General features: G+C 44.8%; 2 protein-coding genes. Both read right to left on the bottom strand.

Annotated elements, in window-relative coordinates; translation table 11 throughout:
• Window positions 1-3,279: WD40 domain-containing protein (locus QUA54_RS02115; RefSeq protein ID WP_333412889.1), on the bottom strand; the 3,279-nt coding region annotated here is incomplete at its 3' end.
• Window positions 3,280-3,315: 36 nt separating this feature from the next.
• Entirely contained in the window at window positions 3,316-5,571 is a 2,256-nt protein-coding gene (locus QUA54_RS02110) for an AAA-like domain-containing protein (RefSeq protein ID WP_333412887.1), read from the bottom strand.
• Window positions 5,572-6,000: the final 429 nt, after the last annotated feature.

Genomic DNA, 6,000 nt, shown 5'->3' with positions numbered 1-6,000 from the left:
CAAGCCATCTGGACTAAAGGCGACGCTCAAGACCGAATTGCTATGCCCGGTGAGGGTAGCGATGGGTTTTTGGCTTTGCAGGTGCCACAGTTTGATGGTGTAGTCTGAGCTTGCAGAAGCCAAAGTCAAGCCATCTGGACTAAAGGCGACGCTCAAGACCGAATTGCTATGCCCGGTGAGGGTAGCGATGGGTTTTTGGCTTTCCAGGTTCCACAGTTTGATGGTGTAGTCAAGGCTGGCGGAAGCCAAAGTTTTGCCATCTGGACTAAAGGCGACTCTAAAGACCCCATCGCTATGCCCGGTGAGGGTAGCGATGGGTTTTTGGCTTTCCAGGTTCCACAGTTTGATGGTGTAGTCAAAGCTTGCAGAAGCCAAAGTCAAGCCATCTGGACTAAAGGCGACGCTAAAGACCCCATCGCTATGCCCGGTGAGGGTAGCGATGGCTTTTTGGGTTTGCAGGTTCCACAGTTTGATCGTCTTGTCAAAGCTTGTAGAAGCCAAAGTCAAGCCATCTAGACTAAAGGCGACGCTCAAGACCGGATTGCTATGCCCGGTGAGGGTAGCGATGGGTTTTTGGCTTTCGAGACTCCACAGTTTGATGGTGTGGTCACTGCTTGCAGAAGCCAAAGTCAAGCCATCTGGACTAAAGGCGACGCTATAGACCTCATCGCTATGCCCGGTGAGGGTAGCGATAGCTTTTTGGGTTTGCAGGTTCCACAGTTTGATGGTGTTGTCACTGCTTGCAGAAGCCAAAGTCAAGCCATCTGGACTAAAGGCCACGCTCAAGACCGGATTGCTATGCCCGGTGAGGGTAGCGATGGGTTTTTGGCTTTCCAGATACCACAGTTTGATGGTGTTGTCACGGCTTGCAGAAGCCAAAGTCAAGCCATCTGGACTAAAGGCCACGCTCAAGACCTCATTGATATGCCCGGTGAGAGTAGCGATGGGTTTTTGGCTTTCGAGGTTCCACAGTTTGATGGTGTTGTCACTGCTAGCAGAAGCCAAAGTCAAGCCATCTGGACTAAAGGCGACGCTATAGACCTCATTGCTATGCCCGGTGAGGATAGCGATGGGCTTTTGGCTTTCGAGGTTCCACAGTTTGATGGTGTTGTCAAAGCTTGCAGAAGCCAAAGTCAAGCCATCTGGACTAAAGGCGATGCTATAGACCTCATTGCTATGCCCGGTGTGGGTAGCGATGGGTTTTTGGGTTTGCACGTTCCACAGTTTGATAGTTTTGTCACTGCTAGCAGAAGCCAAAGTCAAGCCATCTGGACTAAAGGCGACGCTATTGACAGAATTGCTATGCCCGGTAAGGGTAGCGATAGGTTTTTGGCTTTGCAGATGCCACAGTTTGATGGTGTGGTCACTGCTTGCAGAAGCCAAAGTCAAGCCATCGGGACTAAAGGCGACGCTATAGACCTCATTGCTATGCCCGGTGTGGGTAGCGATGGGTTTTTGGGTTTGCACGTTCCACAGTTTGATGGTGTTGTCACTGCTTGCAGAAGCCAAAGTCAAGCCATCTGGACTAAAGGCCACGCTCCAGACAGAATTGCTATGCCCGGTGAGGGTAGCGATGGGTTTTTGGGTTTGCACGTTCCACAGTTTGATGGTGTGGTCACTGCTTGCAGAAGCCAATGTCTTGCCATCGGGACTAAAGGCGACGCTATTTACAGAATTGCTATGCCCTTCCAAATGATTGCGCTCTTTTACTGCGGACACTGCTTGTTGCAGCACAGCTATCACTCGTCCTCTAATATGTTTTGTCGTCTCGGCTGAAGCATCTAGTTGTTTGAATGCGTACCCTGCCTTTAATGCTTCTAACAGTGCTGGGAATGTCTGTCCTGAACGAAATGATTCATTAGAAAAAGCAGTTTCCTGGATGACATTTGCTAAATTCTGGGCTTGAGTGACTTTATAGGTGGCTAATTGCTCTGCTTTAATTAGCGTCTGATTCGCTTGAGTCAAAATTTTATTCGCTTGTCTCTGTGCTTCTAACTCTCGTTCAACTTCCCGTTGTTGGACTTCCCGACTGGCATTTAAAAACTGATAATCCAAATCGCTCAAACTTTTATCGGCTGCCCAAGTTTGAGCATCTTGCAAGGCTTGACCCCGCAACAGCCGCGATTCATCCTGGCAATTAGACTCTATCCAAGCTTTAAAAGTTTCGCTGTAAGGGCGGAGAACCGCTAATTGTTTTTCTACCCAATCTAGGTTAAAAACCGATTGATAAATCCGGTTATAAACTTTAAGTTTGCCAGACTGCTTAACCACCAACCCAGTTAATCGTAGTTCCATTTGTTCGGGACTATCATCAGTCGCTATTTCATTGTGCTGCAAAATTTGCTGATATAGTCCCAGCAACCGACTGGCACGCTGTTCGCTGCGTAAAGTGCGATCGCGAATCGTCTTTAAATGCTCAGGTTCATCCTGCCCTTCCCAATACTCAATCACCTTTTCTCGAACTAAATTCCCTACCCACTCAGCGGGAGTTTGCCTGAATCCAGAGTTGGCACGATCGAGCAGTAATTTACAAACTTTTTGCGTTAAAAACGGCTGTCCTCCTGTCCAATATAACACCGCTTCTAACAATGCTTGCGAATTTTCTGCTTGACTCTCTAACCCAACTGCCAAAGGTTGTGCTTCTGCTAATTGAAACCCCGTTAACTCTATCCCTCGACCAATATTAAAAGGAGTTCGTCGCTTGTCTTGAATTAAATCTGAGGGCGTTGCCACCCCTAACATTGTAAATGTCAATCGACGATAGTCAGGTTTATCAGCTCGATTATTATAGCAATCACGAATCACGGCGAAAAAATCTTCTGTTTTAAATTTTAAGCCGATCAAGCTGTCCGATTCATCGACAAAAATCACTATATTTGCTGAAATTTTCTTGAGCAATACTTCTTCAATGAATTTACTAAATCGTTTAACATTCGATAGTAACCTATTCTGCTCCCACCATTCATCTAAATCAAAAACGTCATACAAATTTAATCTGCTGACGATGCTATCGATCACACCTGCATACCACTCTTCTGGCGTAATATCGGAAGTGCCAATTTCTGTGATATCAATGCTACTACAGGCGATTCCCTGTGCTTGTAACCGTTGCATTGTCCGCACTCGCAGTGATGATTTTCCCATTTGTCGGGAATTAAGAACATAGCAGAATTCTCCGGCTTTTAAAGCTTGATAAAGTTCTTCATCCGCCTTTCGAGTGACATAAGTTGGAGCGTTGGCAGGCAGACTCCCTCCCACTTGATATTGATAATCCTTCATAGGTCATTGTTAATTCATAGGTGGAAAATCAGAAAGTTAAGGAATCAATTTGTACAGCCGTACAGGTTCAGGAATTCCCTTTAACTCTTGCATACCTAAGTCAATCACATTTAAATCTGAGTGGGTTTTAACAACTTGATAAACTGTTTCAGAAATACAGATTTTTCCTGGCTCTGCTTTTCCTTCTAAACGAGCAGCTAAATTTACACCAGCCCCCCTGATATCATTTTTAAAAATGAAGATTTCCCCTAAGTGAATACCAATGCGGTGTTGGAGAACATGACTCGGAGGTAAGGTTGTAGCAGCTTCGGCAAAATTTCGTTGTATTTCTAGCGCACAGGCGACTGCTTTTACGGCACTTTCTGCAAAGCAAATTAATAAACCATCGCCCATTTCTTTGAGAACTTTGCCTTGATATTTATCGCAGATGCCTCGGATGATGCTGAAATCTCGATTCACTAATTCTAGTGCCAGCTTTTGGTTGGCAACTGATAAAGCGGTGGAATTAACAACATCCGAGAACATAATAGCTGCTAAATGACTCTCTATTGGTGGCACAGCAGGTATATTTGCTGGAGGAGAGGCTAGGCGATGGCGAAAATATTGACGGTACAAACCACACAATGGCATTACAGCATTTCCCTGAAATTTGATCAACCCCATGCTTCGCAATTTAAAAGCCTCTCCGGTATTAATTTCTACAGGTTGTTCGCTGTTAATCACTTGTCTAATTGTTGCTGCTAGTTTTGCATCTGTTTCCAAGTTAACTAAATGCCGTCGTAAATGATCGTAGTAAGGGCCTTCTTCAGTAGGAGCGACTTTTAGCAAGCTATCTAAGGTAATTCTCCCCCTGGCAACTTGGTAGAGAGCAACTCGAACTAAATAAGGATGACCGCCCACCATTTCTATCATGTCACAAATCTCTTGATGTGACCAATTTAATCGGTGTCGATTCACTAAATCTGTTACCTGTATCTGATTTAGTTCAGGTAAATCTATCGGCAATCCCACGTTAAATGGCGACTGATTAATATTGAGAGGAATATAAACTTCTTGAGAGTGAGAAATGACTAACCTCAGCTTTTTCCAAATTTCCTCATTTTTGCCCCGCTCGTGCCAAGCTCGCAATAATCCAAAGAAGTCGGTTGCTATTTCGGAATGCTGAAAAATCCGATCGACTTCATCTAACCCTAAAACAAGAGGTCGATCGCTGTCAGATAGTAGATAGCGTTGGAAATACTTCGTGCTTTTATTTTTACTGCCGAGAACGCCTTTCCAATATTCTCCTAACCTATCTTCTAAATTTAATTCATTGGTAATCTCACCACAAAACCACTGCAACAACTCATCAAGATGGGTGAGAAAACTGCCATCAGCCCATTGAAAGTTTAAATAAGCTGTTTGATATCCCTCTTCCTTGGCGCGGTATAAAATTCGCTGCACTAAGGAAGTTTTTCCCATTTGCCGGGGGGCTTTGACTCGGATTAAAGCTCCGGGTTTTACAATAGTTTGGTAGCAGTCCGATTCGATGGGAGGACGATCGATATATAGGGGTGAATCTAAACTCAAAGAACCTTCTGGGTTATCTAAATTGAGAAGAGAAACGGGAGGTGCGGCGATCGATCGCACATTTTCCACCGCAGGCGACGACTCCTCAACGATATCGCTACCAGAAGCATCGCGCGATCGCCCTGCTGCATCCAACTCCGAAAAATCCGACTTCTTCTTTAATACCGGAGTAAGTTCTTCGGGAATATCAGCCATGCTGATGCTAACGCAACCCAACTTATAGGCACGTTCGATCGACTCCCCCGCAGCCAACGAATCGTAAAAACCTACAGCAAATTCTCGTGCGGCCTTATCTCCCACCGCTTGGTTCATGCCGATAACATAGGGAATGTGACGTGCGATCGCCTCAGCTTGCACTTCTGAATAGCAAGCGTTGAGTATTACGCACTCCACGTACTCCTTAAACGCCTCAAACAAAGCTGCCAAAGCTTTGGTATTTACAAGCTTAATTTTTCCCGCCTCATCTTCCAATGCTAAACCGCTTTCTCCTGCACCATGCCCAGAGAAATGCACAATCTCTGGTTTATAATCTAATACGGCTCGCTGCATTTCTCTTGGCGTCACCGCCCATTGTTGCTCCAGTTGAAACTTGTCGCGCTTTTTAGAGCGTTGCAACCCCTCTGCAATTTCCTTGGCCTCTTCACCTAAGCGCAGGGGAGTGGAGTTTTTCGGGTTGGCGGCCAAAAACAGGATCGTTTTTTTCTTTCTTGGGGTACTACTCATCAATGGAACCTTCACGCTTAGGAGATGCACGATATTAACGAGACTATCCCAGTCAGGGCGAGATATTTCTTGCCTTTACGCTATTTAACCACAAACATCTTTATTTTTGTTGTCAGTAAACTGACAGAAACGATTGCCCTGACTCAAGCATAACCAATCGAAAAGGCGATCGCTACTCTCAACTAATCATTTGATCTCCGTATTCAATAAGTGCGATCGCCTTCCGCTTTTGCAGTCTTATTTTCATAAATATCGAGATTCTTTGCCCCTAGAGAAGCAATTCCTCCTGCTACATCTTTAGAAATCTTTTTGATAATTAAGCAAGCAACAATCTTCCTTATTTTTTCTTCCTTATTTCTTCTGCTCTTTCTCTACGTCAAGAGCAGTTTATTAAAAAATTTAGTAATTTTAAAGACAATGCCCGACTAA

The sequence above is a fragment of the Microcoleus sp. MOSTC5 genome, from assembly GCF_036701825.1.
In the GTDB taxonomy this organism is placed as follows: domain Bacteria; phylum Cyanobacteriota; class Cyanobacteriia; order Cyanobacteriales; family Microcoleaceae; genus Microcoleus; species Microcoleus asticus.
Note: the sequence above shows the minus strand (reverse complement) of the source record. Positions and strands in the feature narration are given on the sequence as shown.

What these genes read in the sequence shown, in the direction of transcription:
- QUA54_RS02110 (WP_333412887.1), bottom strand. Translation starts at nt 5,571, where the DNA reads ATGAGTAGTACCCCAAGAAAGAAAAAAACGATCCTGTTTTTGGCCGCC.